Source organism: Chryseobacterium amylolyticum (assembly GCF_051011775.1).
Lineage (GTDB): Bacteria > Bacteroidota > Bacteroidia > Flavobacteriales > Weeksellaceae > Chryseobacterium.
Genome location: NZ_JBPCHX010000003.1, coordinates 633447 through 651563, shown reverse-complemented (window position 1 = coordinate 651563; position 18117 = coordinate 633447). Strand labels below are relative to the sequence as shown.

Sequence of the window (18117 nt, the reverse complement as noted above, 5' to 3'; positions counted from 1 at the left end):
TTATGATGTAAGCAAATATTATCTGCTTGCAATATCGATGTAATTTCTTTGCTGAGCACCTTGGTAAACCTGTCTTGGTCTTCCGATCGGATCTCCTTTCAATCTCATTTCTTTCCATTGAGAAATCCATCCCGGAAGTCTTCCTAATGCAAACATTACGGTGAACATTTCTGTAGGAATTCCTAATGCTCTGTAGATGATACCTGAATAGAAGTCTACGTTTGGATATAGTTTTCTTTCTACGAAGTACTCATCTTCCAGCGCTACTCTTTCTAACTGCATTGCAATGTCAAGAGCTTTATCCTGGATTCCTAATGCTTTAAGGATATCGTCAGCAGCTTTTTTGATAATTTTTGCTCTTGGGTCGAAGTTTTTGTACACTCTGTGTCCGAATCCCATTAGACGGAAATTATCATTCTTATCTTTAGCTTTAGCAACATATTTAGCTACGTCACCACCATCTTTCTCGATAAGCTCAAGCATTTCGATTACAGCCTGGTTAGCACCACCGTGAAGTGGTCCCCAAAGTGCAGATACCCCTGCAGAGATAGAAGCGAAAAGACCTGTGTGAGCAGAACCTACCATTCTTACTGTAGAAGTAGAACAGTTTTGCTCGTGGTCTGCGTGAAGGATTAATAATTTATCTAAAGCATTTACCACAACCGGATCGATTTCGAAATCAGCGTTTGGTAATCTGAATGCCATTTTGTAGAAGTTCTCTACGTAGTTTAAGTTGTTATCCCCGTGGTTTAATGGTAAACCTTGAGTTTTTCTGTAAGTCCATGCACAAAGGTGAGAGAACTTCGCGATCATAAGCTCAGCAGCATGATCCATTTCTTCTTTAGAGTTTACATTAACGGCTTTCGGGTTGAAGGCTGTCAAAGCAGAAGTTAAAGAAGATAAAACTCCCATAGGGTGAGCAGAACGAGGGAAAACGTCGATGATTTTTTTCATCTCGTCTGCAATAAAGTTATATTTTTTAATGTTGTTTTCGAAAGAAGTATACTGATCCTGAGTAGGCAATTCTCCATGTAATAAAAGATACATTACTTCAGTGAAGTTAGATTTTTCAGCAATCTGCTCGATTGGATAACCTCTGTAGAATAATTCTCCTTTATCTCCGTCTAAGTAAGTGATGTCGCTAATGGTAGCTCCTGTATTTTTGTAACCTAAATCCAGAGTGATCAAACCTGTCTGGTCTCTTAATTTTGAAATATCAATCCCTCTGTCTCCGATAGTACTATCCACAATTGGATATTCATATGAATTACCTGCGTAATTCAATATTACTTTGTTGTCTGACATTATTTATTTTTTTTTAAATATACTACTTTCCATAAAATACGGCAAACAAAAATTATCGCTTGCCGTTATTTATAAATTCGATTATCTTTTGATTTTAAATGCGCCTAAACCAGGGAAAATGGCAGTCTCACCAAGAGCTTCTTCAATTCTTAACAGCTGGTTGTATTTTGCCATTCTGTCTGATCTTGAAGCTGAACCTGTTTTGATCTGTCCGCAGTTCATTGCTACTGCTAAATCAGCAATGGTAGAATCCTCAGTTTCTCCTGATCTGTGAGACATTACTGAAGTAAACTTGTTGTTCTGAGCCATCTGTACAGCAGCCATTGTTTCAGAAAGGGAACCGATCTGGTTTACTTTTACAAGGATTGAGTTGGCAATACCTTCTGTTACTCCTCTTGACAATCTGTCTACATTGGTTACGAATAAATCGTCACCTACCAGCTGTACTCTGTCACCGATTTTGTCTGTTAACATTTTCCATCCTTCCCAGTCATCTTCCTGCATACCGTCCTCGATAGAAATGATCGGATATTTAGCAGCCAGCTCAGCAAGGTAAGAAACCTGCTCTTCTCTTGATCTGTGAGCTCCTTTATCTCCTTCAAATTTTCTGTAATCGTAAGTTCCGTCTTTGTAAAACTCTGAAGCAGCGCAGTCTAATGCCAGCATAATATCATCTCCAGGCTTATATCCTGCTTTTTCGATCGCCTGAAGCAATGTATCCAAAGCATCTTCAGTTCCGTTGAAAGTAGGAGCAAAACCTCCTTCATCTCCTACTGCTGTAGAAAGACCTCTTCCTTTAAGAATTGATTTCAGGTTGTGGAAAATTTCAGTTCCTTTTCTCAATGCATGAGAGAAAGAGTCTGCTTTTACCGGCATAATCATGAATTCCTGGAATGCGATAGGAGCATCTGAATGAGATCCACCGTTGATTACATTCATCATTGGAACAGGAAGCGTGTTGGCATTCACCCCACCAACATATTTATAAAGTGGCATCCCCAATTCTGCAGCTGCAGCTTTTGCCACCGCCAGAGAAACACCAAGAATAGCATTAGCACCAAGATTTCCTTTGTTAGCCGTTCCGTCAAGATCAATCATAATCTGATCGATATAATTTTGTTCGAAAACCGGCTGTCCAACCAAATTCTCTGCAATTACTTCTTTTACATTTTCAACAGCTTTCAGGACTCCTTTCCCCTGATATTCTGAACCGCCATCACGTAATTCTACCGCTTCGTGTTCTCCTGTAGATGCTCCTGAAGGAACTGCTGCACGGCCCATTGCCCCGCTTTCTGTAAATACATCTACTTCAATGGTAGGATTTCCTCTGGAATCTAAAATCTGTCTTGCTTCTATGTAAGAAATTGCACTCATTTTTTATTTTTTTTAGTTTAGACAAATTTAATCAAAATTTAACTTTTAGGGGTATTTCACGGGATTTTTTTGAGATAATTCCAAGTTAAATTTTAGTTAATTTATATTATGATAATTGGTCAATTTCTTTGTGGGAATTCAATGGGTTAAAACGGGAGAATGCTGATATGAGAAAGTGCCGCACCTTAAAATGCCGGAGCTTTACGATTGATTTTAGGGCTGTCTGGTTTTCAGAATAATGTAAAAACCATTATTTTCTGGGTGAAGGTGACAGCAGCCCGGCTAAAGCACCTATTGCTCCCGAGGAAATGGTTGCAAAAATAGTGACCAGCTGGCTATCGGGAGTTTTCCCATTACCCAGGAAAGATATAAGAATAAGACCGGTTATAATGGCAATAATGGCAAAGCCTAGCATAAGCACTATAATTCTGTAGATCCAGCAATCGGTGTCCTTCGGGCTTCTTATTTCTACCTCTTTAATAGCTTCTATGGGATTGGTCCTGAATTTTTCCTGAAGATCAGTGTCGTTTTTTAAAGCGGCTTCCAAATCTCCAATACTGTCATTAATAAGAGTTTTCATGGCTTTAATTTTATACACCAAATTTCCTTCTAAAAAGCAGAGCAGACAATTACACAAAAGGGGTATTTACAGTATTATGCCTGAAAAGCAGGCAGGTTCCATGGTGTTCGTGTATCACGCTAAATTCACCGGACAATTCATTCATTCTTCTTCTCATATTTCTAAGTCCGTTACCTTCTTTCTGATCATCAGAAATACCGGTTCCATTGTCGGATATTTTCATTGAGAAGCTATTTTTTTCCTGTAAGAAAGAAAGTTTCAAAGTATCTGCATGGCTGTGTTTGTATACATTATTGACGGCTTCTTTTAAACAGAGAAAAAGATTACGCCTCATTTCTGTGGAAATGGGTGTTTCCGCTATGATATCTTCGCTTTCTGAGTACACCATTATTTTTGTTTTCTTTAAAAAATTTGTGGTATAATGAATAGCATAGTCGATAAAGCTTCCCAGGGTATCATTTCCGGCATTCAGGCTCCAGAGCATTTCGCGCATGGAGATATTCATTTCTTCAGAAGTCTTCAGAAGCTCTTCGATATCGCTTTGCAGATCATCATTTTCTGCTTTCTGCTTCAAAAATTCTGCCTGAAGCTTCAATGCGGAGATTCCTGCCCCAAGGTCATCATGCATATCGTGGGAGATACGCTCCCGTTCCTGTTCAAGAATTTTTTGTTTTTCCAGTTCTTTCTGAAGGAGCTGATTCTGATGTTCTGCTTCTTTAAGCTGTTTCTCTTTCAGGTATAAAAGCTGTTTTCTATTGTACATCAATACAATGAAAACTGTAAAGGCAGCTAAAAGCACGACTAAAAGTAATGCAATTAAAAAAATAAGTTTTATTTCCGGAGGTAAAGACTTCATTTTTTATTCAGCAAATTATATTTATTCAAAGCAACATAGAATAAACCGCAGCTTATTATATTGATAATGTTCAAGAGTTGTTTCAAAAGCTTTAGAAACGGTTTATCTATTTCGTCCAGCAGATACATAGGAGTTATTCTAAATAAGAAAAAACAGCTCCATAAAAGTATCGATGTTGAGATCCAAAAGACGGGATCATCTGTAATTTTTGATTGATTGATATTGTTTAATTTATAGCTGCACCAGTACAGCACCTGCAGTATATTGATGACGCAATACGTAATAGCAAGATTTAAGTTATATTTATCAACATAAAAAAGCTCAATATCCAATATTATTACTATTAAAACGATTGCTGACAGCGCAACAGCTATATTCCTGTTTTTAATGTATCTGAAATAAAAGATAATAAAATAAAAACTGTTGAAAACATTCAAATAATTATATTGAATGGATTTAGTTACAATAAGATTAATCTCTGAAAAAAAATCTACCGTAAAATTTACGAATAAATACAACAAAAAATAGTCTTGAGAGGACACTGTTCTTCCTCTCAAAACTATTATTCCTTTTATTAAAACAATAAAAGAAATTATATAGTAAACTGTAATAAGCATTTTATGGCTCCAAACTTCCCTGATCGTAATATGGAAAATCTGCGCTAAATAATTGTTTATTAGAATCTGCCGGCATAGTTGCAAGATATACGGATTCTTTTCCTGCTCCAAAACTTACCGTTTTCTTCTTTCCTATACACGGGATAAAATCGATTCTGATTACATTTTTTCCGAGGCAGCCTTCCAAATACATGTGTATCCTATCGATATATTGTTTCACCAGAATCAAATCATATCGTATAGAGTTGGCTACATAAGCATCACTGGATGCATCAGTAAGGGTTCTGCCTAAATTGGTCCCGTTGAAATCCCCAAGTTGATTAACATTAACCTCATAATAGGTATCCAGATTAAAAACAAAATAATGTTTATCCAATCTGGTTGTATCTGCTGCCTCATGAAAAGAAAGAGTTGCATATAAATATCCTTTTATACTTTTCAACAACAATTGGTTTTCTTCAGGCATCATTCTGGAAAAGTCACTAATTGTACTGTCTGTAATTTCTCTAAAAGATACCTTCATTATTGTATAGCCATCATTCAAATGACCTCGGACAAGCGTTTCAAATAAGCGGAAATCAATATACAATTCCTGGCTGAGGCCTGGAGCCCGCTGTTGAAATAACCCATTATTTACCCGGAATTCTTCATCACCTATAGGCTGGTTTACAAGAAAATCCACACCTGTTTTTGTGATATAGTCTTTTATCCATTGGTCCTTCTCGGTAAACTCTGTCATTTCATAGAAACTTTTAATCGTTCCAGCTTTTTGCATTGCAATGATGGTTGCTTCCAATGCACATTTAAAATCATACAGTTCTTTTTCCATGGTTCTTAGTTTTTTGATTGGTTAAATTTATTGACAGCCTCCACTTTGTTGTTCACGTGAAGTTTTCTGTAGATATTTCCGACATGCTTTTTCACAGTATCGATGCTGATGAATTTTTTGTCTGCAATTTCTTTGTACAGAAGCCCCTGCGAAAGAAGTTCAAGAATTTCCTTTTCACGTTCTGTAAGTTCATCAAAGCCTTTGATTTCCGGGAGTTTATTTTCGAAATGTTTCAGCACTCTTCTCGCAATAGAAAAACTCATCGGAGCACCGCCGCTATATACATCCCGTATCGAAGAAAGAATCTTATCCATGCTTTCCCCTTTTACAAGATATCCCATAGCACCAGCTTTCAAAGAATTGAAAATCTTTTCGTCATCATCAAAGCTGGTACACATAATAAACTGTGTCTCGGGCATTTCTTTTCGCAGTTTTTCTATGATCTCGATTCCAAGCATATCCTGTAACTGGATATCCATCATGACAACGTCAGGAGAAATGCCGGGCAGATGCATCATTGCGTCATTTCCATCAAAGAACTGAGCGATCACCTTCATATCCTTCTGATAATTGATGACCTTCTTCAACGCATTGTTGTAGTTTTTCTCGTCTTCTACTATGGCTATGGAAATGCTCATGTCTTTGTTTGTTTGAAGCAAATTTCAACAGAAAACAATTTGAAATCAATTACACCTTTGGGTAATATTAGGGGCTGAGTTTGTGGTTATGGTTCAGTTTTTTAGCTGCTATTAAATTTAATCAAATTTTCATTTTAAAAACAATATTTATATAAATATTTTACAACAAATCAAAATAAATTCAAAAAAGTTGTTATAAATATTACAATATCAATTATTATTTCACAAGCTGATCAAGAATTGGATGGTCGATACCACTTATCTTATTATGAAATTTGATCTGTTCGAAGATCTGAATCTTGTTTCTGCCTTTTTTCAACCATACACCGGGAATATAAAGTGTTTGCTGGGGGCCTGCTGTACTCCAGTATCGTCCTGCATTTCTTCCGTTGATGAAAACAATTCCTTTTCCAAAATTTCTCATATCAAGAAAAGTATCTCCCGTTTCATTAAGGGTAAATTCTGCTTCCTGAATTACAGGTGAGTGGTCTTCAATATCTTTATTTTTAAAATGATGTTTTGGAAAGGTATCAAAAGGCAGCGGAAGCATTTCCCAGCTTCCGGAAACTTCAGTTCCGTTTATTTTCACAGGGCTGATAATTCCTTTCAGATTATGAACGATCTCTGCTCCATAATTGATTCTCCCCATATTTTCAACCAGAATTTCCAGGCGGTCTCCGGATTTGATTTCAATATCCAGATCATACTTCTTATTTACCCTGTTCAGCTCCCCTTTCCATCTTCCGTTGATATAAACATTCGCGTAGTCACGCAATCCTTTTATCTCCAGTAATCCCTTCTGGTCTGTATCGAACTTTTTTCTGTAGAGTATATAGCCGTTTCCGGTATTCAGATCTTCGAACGTAAGTGGCTTATCATTCTTAACAGGTTTCATACGATCAGTAAGATCAAAAAGGCTGCTTACTTTTGAGAATTCAATTTCAGGAATTGTGATAACTTTTACCGGCTTTGGAACCTCCGGAAGCTTATTTTTACTTATTTTCTGAAAAATTGCTCTCAACGCATTATATTTTGGGGTAGCCCATCCTGCCTCACTGATGGGAGCGTCATAATCATAACTTGTAAGATCCGGCTGAATGTCATGGTCTTTATCGTAATTGGCACCGCTTGTAAATCCGAAGTTGGTTCCTCCATGGATCATATAGTAATTGAAAGAAACTCCATTTTCTACATACAGATTCGTTTGCTTTACGACCTCTTCCGTAGACACCTTAACAAAAGGTTCTGCCCAGTGATCAAGCCATCCCGGGTAATATTCTGCAACCATGTAGGGACCTTTGCCTCCATTATATTCATTGATACTTTTCTTTAAGACATTAATATCACTTTCTCCGTTTGCTGTTGGTAAAGCACCTTCAACAGAACCTCCTTTAAAAAGTGAACTTCCATCTGAAGTAAATAACGGTACCGAAATTCCGCTTTTCAGAAGCATTTCTTTGATCTTATGGCTGTATTTCCTGTGCTCTTCGAGAGAAATATCTTTTCTCTGAGCTACATAAGAACCAAATTCATTTTCCGCCTGTACCATAATCACCGGACCGCCGTCCGTAATCTGCATGGGTTTAATCTGTTTTGCCAGTTGATTGATATATTTCCTGCATTCTTCTAAGAAGGCTGTATTATCTCTTCTTATTTCAAGCTCTTTATTTTTTTGAAGCCACCACGGATATCCGCCAAATTCCCACTCTGCACAAACATAAGGCCCGGGACGGATAATGACATATAAGCCTGTTTCCTGTGCTGTTTTTATAAACTTCTGCAGGTCTTTTTCACCAGAAAAATTCCACATGCCCGGAGCTTCTTCATGATAATTCCAGAAAACGTAAGTTGTAACCGTATTTAAACCCATTGCTTTCATCATCTCCAAACGATGCTTCCAGTATGCTGACGGAACTCTCGGGTAATGCATTTCTCCTGAATATATGGTAAAAGGTTTTCCATTTAAGAAGAAATGTCCATCTCTGATTTCAAATTTTCCTTTTTGAGAAAACACAGTATTCAAAGAGAAAAATAAAAAGATTATGCTAAAATAACGGCTGAAATTTCTCATATTGTAAGGCATGATTTTTGTAAAATTTAAAATATAAAAATCAATTGAATATCAAATAATATAATCATGAAAAAAAGTCTTTTAGCACTAGGTGCTGTATTGGCACTGACAGTAATCAGCTGCAAAAAAAGTGAAAGCGGGAACAAAAGTGTTATTAAAACAGACAGTTCAGAAACTGTAATTACAGACAACAACGGAAAGATAGATTCGGTAACACAAAGCTCTTCTACTGTAGACATCAACGGACAAAAAACAGAGAAAACAGATTTTGTTTATAAAGCTACTGACGGAACACTGGTGAAAGTAGTATTTAAAAACGATCCGAAAGAAAGTACGGTAGCCATCACCAGCAACAAAAAAACATTCACCTTGCCTAAATCAGAAACCAAAGGTGATGAAACCATTTACAAGAAAGATGATATGACTGCAAGGGTAAAAGGAGACAGCCTTCACCTGGAACAAGGAAACAATATTATTGAGCTGAAAAGAACTAAAATCTAAAATAAAAATGTCCCTCCAATGTTGAGGGAAGTGAATAAGCATTAAATAAAAAACCATCCGGGATCCGGATGGTTTTTTTTATCTATCTGAATGAATATTATTCTTCAGTTTTTTCTTCAGTAGTATCAGCTTTAGCTTCTTCTACTTTCTCTTCTACTGCCGGAGCTTCAGCAACTACTGCTTCAGCTTTTTTAGCCGTTGTAGATCTTCTGCTTCTTCTTGTAGCTTTTTTCTCTTCAGCATTAGGGTTGTAAAGCTCATTGAAATCTACTAGTTCGATAAGAGCAGTATCAGCAGCATCACCTGGTCTGAATCCTGTCTTGATGATTCTTGTATAACCACCGTTTCTTTCAGCGATTTTAGGAGCTACAGTTCTGAATAATTCAGCAACCGCATATTTATTTTGAAGGTAAGAGAATACTACTCTTCTGTTGTGTGTAGTATCTTCTTTTGCTTTTGTTAATAGAGGCTCAACATATACTCTTAAAGCTTTAGCTTTAGCTACAGTAGTGTTGATTCTTTTATGCTCAATTAGAGAACAAGCCATATTAGAAAGTAAAGCACTTCTGTGAGAAGCTGTTCTTCCTAAGTGATTGAATTTTTTACCGTGTCTCATTATTAATTATTTATCAGCGTCTAACTTATATTTTGCAACGTCGAAACCGAAGTTAAGACCTTTTGAATGCACTAATTCTTCTAGTTCTGTCAAAGATTTTTTACCAAAATTTCTGAATTTCATCAAATCAGACTTACTGTAAGAAACCAATTCTCCAAGAGTTTCTACTTCAGCTGCTTTCAGACAGTTAAGGGCTCTTACAGAAAGATCCATATCTGCTAATTTAGACTTAAGAAGTTGTCTTGTGTGAAGAGTTTCTTCATCGTACTGGATAGATGCTTTTACAGCTTCAGTTTCAAGAGTGATTCTCTCATCAGAGAATAACATGAAGTGATAAATTAATATCTTAGAAGCTTCTGTTAAAGCATTCTGAGGGCTTATAGACCCGTCAGTTTCTATATCTAATACAAGTTTTTCGTAGTCTGTTTTTTGCTCTACACGATAATTTTCAATGCTGTATTGTACTTTCTTGATTGGCGTGAAAATAGAGTCAATAGCAATAGTACCTACAGGTGCATTGTTTGACTTATTTTGTTCTGAAGGAACATATCCTCTACCTTTTTCAATATTGAAAGTAATTTCGAAAGTTACATCAGTGTTTAGGTTGCAGATCACCAAATCCGGGTTCAGAACCTCAAATCCGTTGATAGACTTTCCTAAATCACCAGCAGTAATAACCGTTTGACCTGAAACTTTAGCAACAACCTGCTCGTTAGCCTGGCCTTCTGCTGCAGCTTTTAATCTTACCTGCTTAAGGTTAAGAATAATTTCGGTAACGTCTTCGATTACTCCTGGAATAGTTGAAAATTCGTGCTCTACACCTTCTATTTTGATAGATGAAATAGCGTATCCTTCCAGAGAAGAAAGCAACACTCTTCTCAAAGCATTACCGATTGTAAGCCCGAAACCTGGTTCTAAAGGTCTGAATTCAAATTGACCTTTAAATTCATCAGAGTTAAGTAAAATTACTTTATCGGGTTTTATGAATTGTAAAATTGCCATATTATTGGGTTGAGCAAAAATTTGATTAAAAAATTATTTAGAGTAAAGTTCGACGATAAGGTTTTCCTTAATGTCCTCCGGAATCTGGATTCTTTCAGGAGCAGAAACGAAAGTTCCTTCTTTTTTCTCATCGTTGAATTGTAACCACTCATAGTTTGACTTAGAAGCCAATGCATTGGTAACAACTTCAAGAGACTTAGACTTTTCTCTTACAGCGATTACATCACCAGCTTTTACCAAGTAAGAAGGGATATTAAGAATCTCTCCGTTCACAGTAATGTGTCTGTGAGAAACCAATTGTCTAGCAGCAGATCTTGTTTTAGCAAAACCGAATCTGTATACTACGTTATCCAATCTTGATTCACAAAGTTGTAATAGAACTTCCCCTGTTACACCTTTACTTCTGTGTGCTTTGTCAAATAAGTTAGCAAACTGTCTTTCTAAAATACCGTAAGTATATTTAGCTTTTTGTTTTTCAGCTAACTGAACTGCATATTCTGATTTTTTAGCACCTCTTCTTTTGTTAGGACCGTGTTGTCCTGGCGGTTGGTTTTTTCTTTTTTCGAAGTTTTTATCATCTCCGTAGATTGCAGCACCAAACTTTCTAGCAATCTTAGTTTTAGGTCCAATATATCTTGCCATAATGGGTAAATTCTAAAAATTAAACTCTTCTTCTTTTTGGTGGTCTACATCCATTGTGTGGCATAGGAGTCACATCAATGATTTCGCTAACTTCAATTCCTGAATTGTGGATAGATCTGATAGCAGATTCTCTACCTGCACCTGGACCTTTCACAAACACCTTTACTCTTCTTAAACCAGCTTCGTGAGCTACAGCAGAGCAATTTTCAGCTGCCATCTGAGCAGCAAATGGAGTATTCTTTTTAGAACCTCTGAATCCCATTTTACCGGCAGAAGCCCAAGAGATAACCTCTCCGTTTTTATTTGTTAAAGAAATGATGATGTTATTGAAAGAAGCCTGAATATGAGCTTCACCAATAGCTTCAACTTTTACTTTTCTTTTCTTAACTACTTTAGTTTGTTTTGCCATAATTCCTAACGATTATTTACTAGCTTTTTTCTTGTTAGCAACAGTTTTTCTCTTCCCTTTACGTGTTCTAGAGTTGTTTTTCGTTCTCTGGCCTCTTAAAGGTAATCCAAGTCTGTGACGTATTCCTCGTTGGCATCCTATGTCCATCAATCTCTTGATGTTCAATTGCACTTCAGATCTCAATTCTCCTTCTACTTTTACGTTTTCAGAGATATATGTTCTGATTGCAGCCAATTCATCGTCATTCCATTCGTTGACTTTCTTGTCTTCGCTGATACCGGCAGCTTTAAGGATTTCAGAAGAAGTACTTCTTCCTACTCCATAGATGTAAGTTAAACCGATAACACCTCTTTTGTTTTTTGGTAAATCAATACCTGCAATTCTCGCCATAATTTAATGTTAACCTTGTCTTTGTTTAAATTTTGGGTTCTTCTTGTTGATTACGAACAGTACACCTTTTCTGCGTACGATTTTGCAATCAGCGCTTCTTTTTTTAATTGATGCTCTTACTTTCATTTTGATAGTATTTATTTTTTACAAATGCCAAATGGAATGGGTATTCCATTTGGCTAATTGTTTTAATATCTAAATGTGATCCTCCCTTTTGTCAAATCATAGGGAGACATTTCTAGTTTTACCTTATCTCCAGGTAAAAGTTTAATATAATGCATTCTCATTTTGCCGGAGATATGAGCAATAAGGATATGCCCGTTTTCCAGCTCTACACGGAACATGGCGTTAGAAAGTGCTTCCACGATCACGCCATCTTGTTCAATATGTTTTTGTTTTGCCATAAATTAATATCCAGTCGTTCTTGATAATTTAGACTGCATTAAGCCATCATAATGATGGTTCAGCAGATAAGTATTAATCTGTTGAACTGTATCTAAAATTACACCCACCATAATTAATAGGGACGTTCCCCCGAAAAATAGGGCAAACGCATCTGTCTGAACAAAGCTTCCATGCACAATTGCCGGAAGGACTGCAAAGATAGATAAAAAAATTGCACCTGGCAAGGTAATTTTTGATAAAATATCATCTAAATAATCAGCGGTCTCTTTACCGGGTCTTACTTTCGGTACTAAACCTCCATTTCTCTTCAAGTCATCAGCCATCTGGTTTACCGGAATTGTAATCGCAGTATAGAAAAATGAGAAGATAATAATTAATAGCGCAAACAATACGTTGTACTGCCAGCTAAAAACATTCTTGAAACCTGCAAGAAAAGTATTAGACTCATCGAATTTTGTTAATAATCCTGGTACGAACATCAATGCCTGGGCAAAGATAATCGGCATTACACCAGCAGCATTTACTTTCAATGGGATCCATTGTCTTGCTCCCTGCATAAGATTTCTGTTTACACCTCCTCTTGCTTGAGCTCTGCTTACATACTGAATCGGAATTTTTCTAACAGCTACTGATAAGATTACTGCTAAAAGAACTACCAACATCCAGAATAATACTTCAATAAGGATCATGATAGATCCCATTCCTCCTTTACCGTTCTGCACGGCCATCTCCTGTACGAATGCTTCAGGTAATCTTGAAAGGATCCCCACCATAATAAGGATAGAGATACCGTTTCCGATACCTTTGTCAGTGATTTTTTCACCTAACCACATTGCGAATACTGAACCGGCAACCAGGATAACAATACTTGGCAGCCAGAACATGATAGAATTTGGCTCTACATAATATGCAGACTGGAACTGAGCATACGGTAAGAATAATTGAGTAATAGAAGTTAAGTAAGAAGGTGCCTGTACCAGACAAACTCCAATCGTTAACCATCTTGTAATTTGGTTCAATGTATTTCTACCTGACTCTCCATCTTTCTGAAGCTTCTGAAGATAAGGAATAGCCATCCCCATCAACTGAACAATAATAGAAGCAGAAATATAAGGCATGATTCCTAACGCCATTACGGAAGCGTGGCTGAAAGCTCCCCCCGTAAACGACGAAAGCAAGCCAAGGAGACCTGCTCCTTGCTTGTTACCGCCTTGATTTTTATAATGCTCTAAGAGATCTCCCACCTCTGCAAGGTTAATTGCCGGAAGTGAGATATAAGATGCGAATCTATACACAAGGATAATACCTAAAGTAAAGAGAATTTTATCTCTAAGTTCTTTAAGACTCCAAATATTTTTAAGTGTTTGTATAAATTCTTTCATTAGTAAGTATTATAAGGTAATTGCTTTTCCACCTGCCTTAGCAATAAGCTCTTCAGCAGATTTAGTGAATTTGTCAGCAGAGATTGAAACCGCAGATTTCAATTCTCCTCTACCCATAATTTTCACTAATTCGTTTTTAGAAACTAAACCGTTTTCTACTAAAACTTCTTTCGTGATATCTCCGGTGATGGATTTGTTCTCGATTAAAGTTTGGATTGTATCAAGGTTTACTCCTCTAAACTCTTTTCTGTTTACGTTTTTGAATCCGAATTTAGGTAATCTTCTTTGTAAAGGCATTTGTCCACCTTCGAAACCGATTTTCTGAGAATAACCAGCTCTAGACTTCTGACCTTTGTGTCCTTTTGTTGAAGTACCTCCTTTTCCACTACCTTGACCTCTACCAATTCTCTTTGAGTTGAAAGTAGATCCTGCAGCAGGTTTTATGTTATTTAAATTCATTTTAATTTCTCTTTTATAAAATTATTTTTGAACTTCAAGTAAGTGGTTTACTGCAGCGATCATTCCTAAGATAGAAGGAGTAGCTTCATGTTCTACAACTTGGTGAAGTTTTTTTAATCCTAATGCTTCAAGCGTTCTCTTTTGGGTTTTTGTTCTACCAATAGCGCTTCTTACTTGCTTTACTTTAATTGTTGCCATTGTTTTAATTATTAACCGTTAAACACTTTACTTAGAGAAATTCCTCTCATTCTAGCGATTTCTTCAGGTCTTCTGATGTCTAATAACGCTTTGAAAGTAGCTTTCACCACGTTGTGAGGGTTAGAAGATCCTTTAGATTTTGAAAGGATATCGTGAATACCAGCAGATTCCAATACCGCTCTTACCGCACCTCCGGCGATAAGTCCTGTACCGTGAGAAGCAGGTCTTAGGAAGATATCTGCACCACCGTATCTAGCAGTAGTTTGGTGAGGAATAGTATGGTTCATTACAGGAACTTTCACAAGGTTTTTCTTAGCGTCTTCAACTGCTTTAGCAATTGCAGAAGCAACCTCTTTAGATTTTCCTAAACCGAAACCGATAACACCTTCTTCGTTTCCTACTACAACGATAGCAGAAAATCCGAAAGCTCTACCCCCTTTTGTTACTTTTGTTACTCTGTTAACAGCTACGAGACGATCTTTTAATTCTAATCCTCCCGGTTTTACTCTTTCTATATTATCTAGTCCTAACATATTTTCCGAAATTTAATGATTAGAATTTAAGTCCACCTTCTCTTGCACCATCAGCTAGAGCTTTTACTCTACCGTGGTATACGAATCCGTTTCTGTCAAATACAATACTTTCGATTCCTGCAGCGATAGCTTTAGCAGCGATAGCTTTACCAACAGCAGCAGAAACTTCAGTCTTAGTACCTTTAGCGTCTACACCTTTCTCTCTTGAAGAAGCAGATACTAAAGTTTTACCATTTTTATCGTCGATTAACTGAGCGTAAATTTCCTTATTACTTTTATATACAGATAATCTTGGCAATTCAGAAGATCCAGAGATTTTCCCTCTTACTCTTCTTTTGATTCTTATTCTTTTTTCTAATTTACTTAATGCCATAATACTTATAATTTATTAAGCAGATTTACCAGCTTTACGTCTAACATTTTCACCAACGAATCTTACACCTTTTCCTTTGTATGGCTCAGGCTTTCTGAAAGAACGGATCTTTGCAGTAACCATTCCTAGAAGTTGCTTGTCATGAGACGTTAAAGTAATAATTGGGTTTTTACCTTTTTCAGTCAATGTATCAACTTTTACTTCATTTGGAAGTTCTAATACGATACCGTGAGAGAATCCTAAAGCTAATTCAAGTTTTTGACCTGAGTGAGAAGCTCTGTATCCTACCCCTACTAGTTCTAGTTTCTTTTCGAAACCTTCTGATACACCAACGATCATGTTAGCGATCAACGCTCTGTATAAACCGTGAAGCGCTTTGTGTTGTTTAGAATCAGATGGTCTGTTTACGTTAAGTTCACCATCTTTTTGTTCTAAAGTAATTCCTGCTGTAAGCTCCTGAGAAAGTTCTCCTTTAGCTCCTTTTACAGTTACTACACCATTGTTTTCAGTGATTGTAACTCCTGCTGGAATTGTTATAATTGCTTTACCAATTCTTGACATTTTCCTGTGATTAAAAATTAATAAACATAGCAGATTACTTCACCGCCTACTTTCTCTTCTCTAGCTTTCTTGTCAGTCATTACTCCTTTTGAAGTAGAGATGATAGAAATACCCAAACCGTTTAGTACTCTTGGAAGCTCAGCTGAACCTTTGTACTGTCTCAAACCTGGTCTAGAAGCTCTTTGGATAGACTTGATAGCTGGTTTGTTAGTTTGCTTATCGTACTTTAAAGCGATTTTGATCACTCCTTGAACAGCGTTATCTTCAAACTTGTAGTTTAAGATATAGCCCTGATCAAATAAGATCTTAGTAATCTCCTTTTTGATTTTCGATGCAGGAATTTCCACCACTTTGTGGCCTGCGCTTTGTGCGTTCCTTACTCTTGTTAGGAAATCTGAAATTGGATCTGTTACCATTTTTCTTTTATAAATTATTGGTTAAAGAACAATCAGTTTTGAAAAGACTTGAAGAGTAAAATATCAGACTTCAGAAATCTTCAGTCTGATATTTATTCTTTAGTATCTTGACAACTTAATTGTCCCGAGTTTTAATTAGTAATTATTACCAACTGGCTTTTCTTACACCTGGGATAAGACCGTTGTTTGCCATTTCTCTGAAAGTTACTCTGGAAATTCCGAACGTTCTCATGTATCCTCTTGGTCTACCTGTCAGTTTACATCTGTTGTGTAATCTTACAGGAGAAGCATTTTTAGGCAATTTTTGAAGTCCTTCGTAATCACCAGCTTCTTTAAGAGCCTGTCTTTTAGCAGCGTATTTAGCAACTAGTGCTTCTCTTTTGCGCTCACGCGCTTTCATTGATTCTTTAGCCATTTCTTAGTTCTTTTTAAATGGTAAACCGAAGTGAGTTAATAATGCTTTAGCTTCTTTATCTGTTTTCGCAGTAGTAACGAAAGTGATGTCCATCCCTTGGATTTTTTTCACTTTGTCAATTACGATTTCAGGGAAGATAATCTGCTCAGTAATACCTAAGTTGTAGTTACCTCTACCATCGAAACCATCAGCTTTGATTCCAGAGAAATCTCTGATACGAGGCAAAGCAGAAGAAGTAAGTCTGTCTAAGAATTCATACATCTGATTTCCTCTTAGGGTAACTTTTGCACCTACTGGCATCCCTTTTCTCAATTTGAAAGCAGCTTCGTCTTTCTTAGAGATCGTACCAACAGCCTTTTGACCAGTGATATTCGTAAGCTCTTCTACAGCATAATCAATGATTTTTTTGTCTGCAGTAGCATCACCTAAACCTTGTGATACAACGATTTTCTCTAATTTAGGTACTTGCATTACTGACTTATACCCGAATTCTTCCATCATTGCAGGAACAATTGTCTCTTTATATGCTTTTTTGGGTCTTGCTATATATTCCATGTGTTATTTAAAATTATAAAGTTTCACCCGTTTTTTTGTTGATTCTTACTTTCTTATCTCCTTCGATTTTGTAACCTACTTTGATAGCTTTTCCGTCTTTACCAACTAAAGCTACGTTTGAGATATGAATAGAAGCTTCTCTTTCAACGATTCCTCCTTGAGGATTTGAAGCTGAAGGCTTAACGTGCTTTTTGATGATGTTAAGTCCTGCAACAACTACTCTAGGGTCTCTTCCTTCTTTCTTGATCACTTCAATAACTTCACCAGTCTTACCTTTGATATCTTTCTTACCAGTAGTAATGATTACGTTATCTCCTCTTTTTATTTTTAACTTTGACATTTCTTTAAAAAATTTTAAAAATTAAAGTACTTCAGGAGCTAATGAAATGATTTTCATATATTCTTTGTCTCTCAACTCACGAGCAACTGGTCCGAAAACACGGGTTCCTCTCATTTCTCCTGCTGCGTTTAGTAATACACAAGCATTGTCGTCGAACTTGATGTATGAACCATCTTTTCTTCTTACTGCTTTTTTAGTTCTTACTACTACAGCTTTAGATACCTGACCTTTTTTAGCGTTTCCTGATGGTGTAGAATCCTTGATAGTAACAACGATTTTATCACCAACTGAAGCATATCTTCTTCTGGTTCCTCCCAGAACTCTGATAACTAGTACTTCTTTTGCACCTGTGTTATCAGCAACTTTTAATCTTGATTCTGTTTGTAACATTATTACTTAGCTTTTTCAATGATTCTTACTAATCTCCATCTCTTGTTCTTGCTCAAAGGTCTAGTTTCCTGGATTAAAACTGTATCTCCCTCGTTGCATTCGTTGTTCTCGTCGTGTGCAGTATATTTTTTCGTTTTTAATACGAATTTACCATACATCGGGTGCTTCATTCTCATCGTTTCACTAACAACAATGGTCTTTTCCATTTTATTGCTGGAAACAACTCCGATTCTTTCTTTTCTTAAATTTCTTTCCATTGT

General features: G+C 36.6%; 27 protein-coding genes. 1 reads left to right on the top strand and 26 read right to left on the bottom strand.

Going from position 1 to position 18117, the window contains the following annotated elements; genetic code table 11:
* Positions 1–18: 18 nt before the first annotated feature.
* The 7 genes from ACR1PO_RS11700 to ACR1PO_RS11670 all read right to left on the bottom strand — a co-directional run bounded on the left by ACR1PO_RS11700 (position 19) and on the right by ACR1PO_RS11670 (position 8270).
* Positions 19–1305, bottom strand: a complete 1287-nt coding sequence (locus tag ACR1PO_RS11700; RefSeq protein ID WP_374464939.1) for a citrate synthase — start codon at positions 1303–1305, stop codon at positions 19–21.
* An 81-nt stretch (positions 1306–1386) separates the two neighbouring features.
* Positions 1387–2679: a phosphopyruvate hydratase gene (eno, locus tag ACR1PO_RS11695; protein WP_433986862.1), complete on the bottom strand. Its 1293-nt coding sequence runs from the start codon at positions 2677–2679 to the stop codon at positions 1387–1389.
* Between the two features lie 250 nt (positions 2680–2929).
* The gene (locus ACR1PO_RS11690; RefSeq protein ID WP_433986861.1) at positions 2930–3259 is read right to left on the bottom strand and encodes a hypothetical protein; all 330 of its coding nucleotides are present in this window, start codon (positions 3257–3259) and stop codon (positions 2930–2932) included.
* 49 nt (positions 3260–3308) lie between these two features.
* A complete protein-coding gene (locus tag ACR1PO_RS11685; protein ID WP_433986860.1) occupies positions 3309–4115 on the bottom strand; it encodes a sensor histidine kinase in 807 nt (268 codons plus the stop codon).
* Positions 4116–4733: 618 nt separating this feature from the next.
* On the bottom strand, positions 4734–5561 hold the full coding sequence (locus ACR1PO_RS11680) for a hypothetical protein (protein ID WP_332388295.1): 828 nt from the start codon (positions 5559–5561) through the stop codon (positions 4734–4736).
* Positions 5562–5566: 5 nt separating this feature from the next.
* Entirely contained in the window at positions 5567–6199 is a 633-nt protein-coding gene (locus ACR1PO_RS11675; protein WP_332388296.1) for a response regulator transcription factor, read from the bottom strand.
* Positions 6200–6416: 217 nt separating this feature from the next.
* Positions 6417–8270: a glycoside hydrolase family 35 protein gene (locus tag ACR1PO_RS11670; protein ID WP_433986859.1), complete on the bottom strand. Its 1854-nt coding sequence runs from the start codon at positions 8268–8270 to the stop codon at positions 6417–6419.
* Positions 8271–8336: 66 nt separating this feature from the next.
* On the opposite strand from ACR1PO_RS11670, the gene ACR1PO_RS11665 reads away from it, so the two are divergent.
* On the top strand, positions 8337–8771 hold the full coding sequence (locus ACR1PO_RS11665; RefSeq protein WP_433986858.1) for a hypothetical protein: 435 nt from the start codon (positions 8337–8339) through the stop codon (positions 8769–8771).
* A gap of 97 nt (positions 8772–8868) precedes the next feature.
* Here the strand turns inward: ACR1PO_RS11665 and rplQ are convergent, their stop codons facing one another.
* The 19 genes from rplQ to rpsQ all read right to left on the bottom strand — a co-directional run bounded on the left by rplQ (position 8869) and on the right by rpsQ (position 18114).
* A complete protein-coding gene (rplQ, locus tag ACR1PO_RS11660; protein ID WP_002983271.1) occupies positions 8869–9387 on the bottom strand; it encodes a 50S ribosomal protein L17 in 519 nt (172 codons plus the stop codon).
* A 6-nt stretch (positions 9388–9393) separates the two neighbouring features.
* Complete coding sequence (locus ACR1PO_RS11655; protein WP_002983269.1) at positions 9394–10389, bottom strand: DNA-directed RNA polymerase subunit alpha; 996 nt, start codon at positions 10387–10389, stop codon at positions 9394–9396.
* 33 nt (positions 10390–10422) lie between these two features.
* Positions 10423–11031 (bottom strand): 30S ribosomal protein S4, encoded by a 609-nt coding sequence (gene rpsD / locus ACR1PO_RS11650; protein WP_002983266.1) that lies wholly within the window; start codon positions 11029–11031, stop codon positions 10423–10425.
* Between the two features lie 19 nt (positions 11032–11050).
* Positions 11051–11440, bottom strand: coding sequence for a 30S ribosomal protein S11 (gene rpsK, locus ACR1PO_RS11645; protein WP_002983263.1), 390 nt, complete (start codon positions 11438–11440; stop codon positions 11051–11053).
* Between the two features lie 12 nt (positions 11441–11452).
* The gene (gene rpsM / locus ACR1PO_RS11640; protein ID WP_002983260.1) at positions 11453–11830 is read right to left on the bottom strand and encodes a 30S ribosomal protein S13; all 378 of its coding nucleotides are present in this window, start codon (positions 11828–11830) and stop codon (positions 11453–11455) included.
* Between the two features lie 9 nt (positions 11831–11839).
* Entirely contained in the window at positions 11840–11956 is a 117-nt protein-coding gene (gene rpmJ / locus ACR1PO_RS11635) for a 50S ribosomal protein L36 (protein ID WP_007839480.1), read from the bottom strand.
* A 62-nt stretch (positions 11957–12018) separates the two neighbouring features.
* Entirely contained in the window at positions 12019–12234 is a 216-nt protein-coding gene (infA, locus tag ACR1PO_RS11630; protein ID WP_002983257.1) for a translation initiation factor IF-1, read from the bottom strand.
* A gap of 3 nt (positions 12235–12237) precedes the next feature.
* On the bottom strand, positions 12238–13617 hold the full coding sequence (secY, locus tag ACR1PO_RS11625; protein WP_002983253.1) for a preprotein translocase subunit SecY: 1380 nt from the start codon (positions 13615–13617) through the stop codon (positions 12238–12240).
* 9 nt (positions 13618–13626) lie between these two features.
* The gene (rplO, locus tag ACR1PO_RS11620) at positions 13627–14076 is read right to left on the bottom strand and encodes a 50S ribosomal protein L15 (RefSeq protein ID WP_002983250.1); all 450 of its coding nucleotides are present in this window, start codon (positions 14074–14076) and stop codon (positions 13627–13629) included.
* A 21-nt stretch (positions 14077–14097) separates the two neighbouring features.
* Positions 14098–14274, bottom strand: coding sequence for a 50S ribosomal protein L30 (gene rpmD / locus ACR1PO_RS11615; protein ID WP_002983247.1), 177 nt, complete (start codon positions 14272–14274; stop codon positions 14098–14100).
* A gap of 11 nt (positions 14275–14285) precedes the next feature.
* On the bottom strand, positions 14286–14807 hold the full coding sequence (rpsE, locus tag ACR1PO_RS11610; RefSeq protein ID WP_002983245.1) for a 30S ribosomal protein S5: 522 nt from the start codon (positions 14805–14807) through the stop codon (positions 14286–14288).
* A gap of 19 nt (positions 14808–14826) precedes the next feature.
* Positions 14827–15180: a 50S ribosomal protein L18 gene (gene rplR / locus ACR1PO_RS11605; protein ID WP_002983242.1), complete on the bottom strand. Its 354-nt coding sequence runs from the start codon at positions 15178–15180 to the stop codon at positions 14827–14829.
* A 15-nt stretch (positions 15181–15195) separates the two neighbouring features.
* Positions 15196–15741, bottom strand: coding sequence for a 50S ribosomal protein L6 (gene rplF, locus ACR1PO_RS11600; RefSeq protein WP_002983238.1), 546 nt, complete (start codon positions 15739–15741; stop codon positions 15196–15198).
* Positions 15742–15758: 17 nt separating this feature from the next.
* Entirely contained in the window at positions 15759–16157 is a 399-nt protein-coding gene (gene rpsH / locus ACR1PO_RS11595; RefSeq protein WP_002983236.1) for a 30S ribosomal protein S8, read from the bottom strand.
* 145 nt (positions 16158–16302) lie between these two features.
* Complete coding sequence (gene rpsN / locus ACR1PO_RS11590; protein ID WP_002983233.1) at positions 16303–16572, bottom strand: 30S ribosomal protein S14; 270 nt, start codon at positions 16570–16572, stop codon at positions 16303–16305.
* A gap of 3 nt (positions 16573–16575) precedes the next feature.
* Positions 16576–17127 carry a 50S ribosomal protein L5 gene (gene rplE / locus ACR1PO_RS11585; protein ID WP_065400324.1) on the bottom strand — a complete coding sequence of 184 codons (552 nt, stop codon included), beginning with the start codon at positions 17125–17127 and terminating at the stop codon, positions 16576–16578.
* A 13-nt stretch (positions 17128–17140) separates the two neighbouring features.
* Positions 17141–17467: a 50S ribosomal protein L24 gene (gene rplX / locus ACR1PO_RS11580; protein ID WP_002983229.1), complete on the bottom strand. Its 327-nt coding sequence runs from the start codon at positions 17465–17467 to the stop codon at positions 17141–17143.
* Between the two features lie 21 nt (positions 17468–17488).
* Positions 17489–17857, bottom strand: coding sequence for a 50S ribosomal protein L14 (gene rplN, locus ACR1PO_RS11575; protein ID WP_002983226.1), 369 nt, complete (start codon positions 17855–17857; stop codon positions 17489–17491).
* A gap of 2 nt (positions 17858–17859) precedes the next feature.
* Positions 17860–18114, bottom strand: a complete 255-nt coding sequence (gene rpsQ / locus ACR1PO_RS11570; protein WP_002661338.1) for a 30S ribosomal protein S17 — start codon at positions 18112–18114, stop codon at positions 17860–17862.
* Positions 18115–18117: the final 3 nt, after the last annotated feature.

What these genes read in the sequence shown, in the direction of transcription:
- rpsM (WP_002983260.1), bottom strand. Translation starts at nt 11,830, where the DNA reads ATGGCGAGAATTGCAGGTATTGATTTACCAAAAAACAAAAGAGGTGTT.
- rplE (WP_065400324.1), bottom strand. Translation starts at nt 17,127, where the DNA reads ATGGAATATATAGCAAGACCCAAAAAAGCATATAAAGAGACAATTGTT.
- rplR (WP_002983242.1), bottom strand. Translation starts at nt 15,180, where the DNA reads ATGGCATTAAGTAAATTAGAAAAAAGAATAAGAATCAAAAGAAGAGTA.
- ACR1PO_RS11675 (WP_332388296.1), bottom strand. Translation starts at nt 6,199, where the DNA reads ATGAGCATTTCCATAGCCATAGTAGAAGACGAGAAAAACTACAACAAT.
- rplO (WP_002983250.1), bottom strand. Translation starts at nt 14,076, where the DNA reads ATGAATTTAAATAACATAAAACCTGCTGCAGGATCTACTTTCAACTCA.
- eno (WP_433986862.1), bottom strand. Translation starts at nt 2,679, where the DNA reads ATGAGTGCAATTTCTTACATAGAAGCAAGACAGATTTTAGATTCCAGA.
- rpsK (WP_002983263.1), bottom strand. Translation starts at nt 11,440, where the DNA reads ATGGCAAAACAAACTAAAGTAGTTAAGAAAAGAAAAGTAAAAGTTGAA.
- rpsQ (WP_002661338.1), bottom strand. Translation starts at nt 18,114, where the DNA reads ATGGAAAGAAATTTAAGAAAAGAAAGAATCGGAGTTGTTTCCAGCAAT.
- rplN (WP_002983226.1), bottom strand. Translation starts at nt 17,857, where the DNA reads ATGTTACAAACAGAATCAAGATTAAAAGTTGCTGATAACACAGGTGCA.
- ACR1PO_RS11690 (WP_433986861.1), bottom strand. Translation starts at nt 3,259, where the DNA reads ATGAAAACTCTTATTAATGACAGTATTGGAGATTTGGAAGCCGCTTTA.
- ACR1PO_RS11665 (WP_433986858.1), top strand. Translation starts at nt 8,337, where the DNA reads ATGAAAAAAAGTCTTTTAGCACTAGGTGCTGTATTGGCACTGACAGTA.
- ACR1PO_RS11685 (WP_433986860.1), bottom strand. Translation starts at nt 4,115, where the DNA reads ATGAAGTCTTTACCTCCGGAAATAAAACTTATTTTTTTAATTGCATTA.
- rplF (WP_002983238.1), bottom strand. Translation starts at nt 15,741, where the DNA reads ATGTCAAGAATTGGTAAAGCAATTATAACAATTCCAGCAGGAGTTACA.
- ACR1PO_RS11670 (WP_433986859.1), bottom strand. Translation starts at nt 8,270, where the DNA reads ATGAGAAATTTCAGCCGTTATTTTAGCATAATCTTTTTATTTTTCTCT.
- rpsE (WP_002983245.1), bottom strand. Translation starts at nt 14,807, where the DNA reads ATGTTAGGACTAGATAATATAGAAAGAGTAAAACCGGGAGGATTAGAA.
- rpsD (WP_002983266.1), bottom strand. Translation starts at nt 11,031, where the DNA reads ATGGCAAGATATATTGGACCTAAAACTAAGATTGCTAGAAAGTTTGGT.
- rpsN (WP_002983233.1), bottom strand. Translation starts at nt 16,572, where the DNA reads ATGGCTAAAGAATCAATGAAAGCGCGTGAGCGCAAAAGAGAAGCACTA.
- ACR1PO_RS11680 (WP_332388295.1), bottom strand. Translation starts at nt 5,561, where the DNA reads ATGGAAAAAGAACTGTATGATTTTAAATGTGCATTGGAAGCAACCATC.
- rpmJ (WP_007839480.1), bottom strand. Translation starts at nt 11,956, where the DNA reads ATGAAAGTAAGAGCATCAATTAAAAAAAGAAGCGCTGATTGCAAAATC.
- ACR1PO_RS11700 (WP_374464939.1), bottom strand. Translation starts at nt 1,305, where the DNA reads ATGTCAGACAACAAAGTAATATTGAATTACGCAGGTAATTCATATGAA.
- rpmD (WP_002983247.1), bottom strand. Translation starts at nt 14,274, where the DNA reads ATGGCAACAATTAAAGTAAAGCAAGTAAGAAGCGCTATTGGTAGAACA.
- ACR1PO_RS11655 (WP_002983269.1), bottom strand. Translation starts at nt 10,389, where the DNA reads ATGGCAATTTTACAATTCATAAAACCCGATAAAGTAATTTTACTTAAC.
- infA (WP_002983257.1), bottom strand. Translation starts at nt 12,234, where the DNA reads ATGGCAAAACAAAAACATATTGAACAAGATGGCGTGATCGTGGAAGCA.
- secY (WP_002983253.1), bottom strand. Translation starts at nt 13,617, where the DNA reads ATGAAAGAATTTATACAAACACTTAAAAATATTTGGAGTCTTAAAGAA.
- rpsH (WP_002983236.1), bottom strand. Translation starts at nt 16,157, where the DNA reads ATGGTAACAGATCCAATTTCAGATTTCCTAACAAGAGTAAGGAACGCA.
- rplX (WP_002983229.1), bottom strand. Translation starts at nt 17,467, where the DNA reads ATGTCAAAGTTAAAAATAAAAAGAGGAGATAACGTAATCATTACTACT.
- rplQ (WP_002983271.1), bottom strand. Translation starts at nt 9,387, where the DNA reads ATGAGACACGGTAAAAAATTCAATCACTTAGGAAGAACAGCTTCTCAC.